Genomic DNA, 3,098 nt, shown 5'->3' with positions numbered 1-3,098 from the left:
AGCCCGTAATTGAATATGCTTTTCAAGCCAACCTTAGTTATCGGATACTAATCCAGCATCCGAATCGTATACCTGCACTCTCTCCCAAAGATGCGCGTAATCATCAACAAACTTTAGATGAATTGGATCGCCCTGATACGCGGTCTGATCGTCCAAATTGTTGAACGCCAGCATCAAGTGATACGAGTAAGTGTTATCGATAACTGATCGATCAGTGGGAGCCGGTTTTCCTAAATGAGCATCTTGCACCGTAGAAACATCAAAAAGAGTGCGAATACCTGCTTCTAATGCCTTAGCTTCTCCAGCGTTGGCAGGATTCTTTAACCAGAAAAAAACATTATGAATAAATCGAGTCGGCATAGTACGATAGATTTTAGTAGAAAAGCTTAAAGATACCACTTATGGTATGTTAAGCTCTAAGGTACGGCGCGAATGTGGATAAATTTTCTTTTACTACGGATGGTAAGAAAGAGAGTTACTGTAATATTTTGTATTTTGCCGCAAAAGGAAAATTAAATTCTGGCATTGTAGTGCTATTAGTTTTATCTCTGCATTGAAATTAAGGTAGACAAATGAACGATAGCACCTGAAAAACCTTTTTTGTATTTTAGTAAATCACCTAACCGACAGAAACTATGAATCTACTTCTCCGCTTCTACTCAAAGTCGTATAAGCATATCATTCCTTTAGTGTTAGTCGCACTCTTTCTATTTGATCTAAGTGCCGTCGCCCAGAAAAAAATGTCGCCTAAGAAGATTGAGAAACTGAAGGAGGAGGCGATGGCTGCTGTGGAGGAAAATAGCAAACTCACCCAGGTAATGGTTGATAAGATATTCAGCTTTAGTGAGTTAGGCTTCCAAGAGGTTGAAACTTCAAAGTACATCACCGGAATTTTAGAAGAAAATGGGTTTACTATTGAGCGAGGAATATCCGGCGTGCCTACCGCTTGGACGGCTACCTGGGGTTCGGGCAAACCGGTTATCGCTATCGGTAGCGATCTGGATTGTATTCCTAAAGCCTCCCAGAAGCCCGGCGTAGCCTATCACGATCCTATCATCGAAGGGGCACCGGGGCACGGTGAAGGACACAATTCCGGTCAGGCTGTCAATGTAACTGCCGTGCTGGCGGTAAAGGATATTATGGAACGAGAAGGCTTACCCGGAACGCTAATGCTATGGCCCGGAGTGGCTGAAGAACAGGTGGCTACCAAAGCATTCTTTGTGCGCGACGGCTACTTCGACGATGTAGACGCTTGCATATTTACCCACGTGGGTAATAATCTGGAAACCTCCTACGGCAGCCCCCGCGGCAATGGAATGATTTCGGTTGAATTTTCTTTTGATGGTGAAGCGGCTCACGGCGCAGGTTCTCCCTGGCGCGGACGTAGCTCGCTCGATGCCGTTGAACTGATGAACGTAGGTTGGAACTTCCGTCGTGAGCATTTGCAACCTACCCAACGCTCTCACTACGTAATTACTGACGGAGGCGATCAACCTAACGTGGTACCGGCTAAAGCATCCGTTTGGTATTACCTGCGCGACCGTACCTACTCCGATATTAAGAAGATGTACGACATCGCTATTAATATTGCGAAAGGAGCCGCCATGATGACCGACACTGAAATGTCGTACCGTTACCTGGGTAGTGCTTGGCCCGGACACTTTAATAAGGTGATTGCCGAAACCGCCCACAAAAACATTGAAAAAGTCGGTTTGCCCGAATGGTCGGAGGACGATCAAACCCTAGCGAAAGCAGTACAAGAAGAAGTAGGTTCTGACCCCGAAGGATTGGCTACCGAACTGGAAGAGCTGGGGCAACCCGTGAAATTCTCGCTAGGGGGTGGTTCCGATGATATTGCGGATATTTCTTGGGCGGTTCCCACCATCGTGCTACGTTTTCCTTCTAATATGCCAGGTTTGCAGGGTCATCATTGGTCCAACGCAATTACCATGGCTACTCCGATTGCCCACAAAGGAGCTACCGCCGGGGCCAAAGCAGAAGCCATGACTTTACTAGACTTATTTCTAAAACCTGAACTTATTGAGGAAGCCTGGACCTACTACAAAGACGAACAGACCAAAGATGTGGAGTACGAGCCGCTGCTGAATCCCGATGATAAACCGGCGATTGAACTTAATCAGGAGATTATGGCTACATTTCGGCCTGAGTTGGAAAAGTATTATTTTGATGAAACCAAATACGACACCTACTTAGAGCAACTAGGGATTGAGTATCCTACATTGCGGTCGGATGCGGCATCAGTAGATTCCGAGTCAGAAAGAAAATAGAAACTAAGAAACCTATGAGAGTTGTAGTCGCGGTATTTGCGTTGGTTGTGCTATTTTCCAAACCTTCTCAAGCGCAAGAAGATAGTCCTAAATACTCCAACAACAATGTGTGGAGTACTTTGGCGAAGGTAACGTACGAAAGCACCGAAGATGAATTCGGTATGGTAAACCTCCCTATTTTTTCTGATGAAGTAGAAGCGATGGAAAGGGCAGAAATAACCATTCCGGGCTACATCATTCCGGCGGGAGGATTAGATGCGGTGTTTGAACCTAGCCACTTTATTTTGTCGTCGTTACCATTGGCTGCCTGTTTCTTTTGCGGAGTGGGTGGTCCTGAAACGGTAGTTGAAGTCTATCTGGAGGAACCTATTGAGTATACCGATACGCCTATCAAGGTAAAAGGAACACTAACACTAAACGCCCACGATATGTATCAAATGATGTACATACTGGAAGAGGCAGTGCTGGTTGAGGAAGTGAATTGATTATGTTTAATTAATTAAGGCTTATCAACATTTAGCTTCTACGATTTCTTTTAGGCTATGTAGACTCTTATCATGAGGAACTACGTAAAAGGAATAAATGGAAAAACCTCGCCTTGCCGGAAATGAGAACGATCGTCGGGAAGTTCTAAGAATCCGTTGCACTGTAGCAAATTGGCAAAATCGCCGGAACCGTGTCCTTCTACTGGTTTGGCCAGAAAATGCCCACCTTCATTGGTGCGCGCGAATACAGTAGGAAAGTAGGTAAGTGCTGGTTTAAATTCTAGGTCATCACTTAAGGTTGCCCACTGAGTTGGCTTTTTGGGTA

At 45.2% G+C, this 3,098-nt stretch carries 3 protein-coding genes and 1 pseudogene; 2 read left to right on the top strand and 2 right to left on the bottom strand.

The window, feature by feature from the left end; all coding sequences use genetic code 11:
* Positions 1-33: 33 nt before the first annotated feature.
* Positions 34-360, bottom strand: coding sequence for a Dabb family protein (locus tag WBA23_RS21500; RefSeq protein WP_424584337.1), 327 nt, complete (start codon positions 358-360; stop codon positions 34-36).
* 275 nt (positions 361-635) lie between these two features.
* Here WBA23_RS21500 and WBA23_RS21495 point away from each other — a divergent pair, with 275 nt between their 5' ends.
* Together WBA23_RS21495 and WBA23_RS21490 are read left to right on the top strand one after the other, a co-directional pair.
* Entirely contained in the window at positions 636-2,288 is a 1,653-nt protein-coding gene (locus tag WBA23_RS21495) for an amidohydrolase (protein WP_424584336.1), read from the top strand.
* Between the two features lie 14 nt (positions 2,289-2,302).
* Positions 2,303-2,773, top strand: coding sequence for a hypothetical protein (locus tag WBA23_RS21490; RefSeq protein WP_424584335.1), 471 nt, complete (start codon positions 2,303-2,305; stop codon positions 2,771-2,773).
* An 80-nt stretch (positions 2,774-2,853) separates the two neighbouring features.
* Here WBA23_RS21490 and WBA23_RS21485 read toward each other — a convergent pair.
* Positions 2,854-3,098: pseudogene (locus tag WBA23_RS21485) on the bottom strand (molybdopterin molybdenumtransferase MoeA); the annotation flags it as partial.

This window comes from Tunicatimonas sp. (genome assembly GCF_049647865.1).
GTDB lineage: Bacteria > Bacteroidota > Bacteroidia > Cytophagales > Cyclobacteriaceae > Tunicatimonas.
The sequence above is the reverse complement of the archived record's forward strand: the minus strand, read 5'-3'. Positions and strand labels throughout refer to the sequence as shown.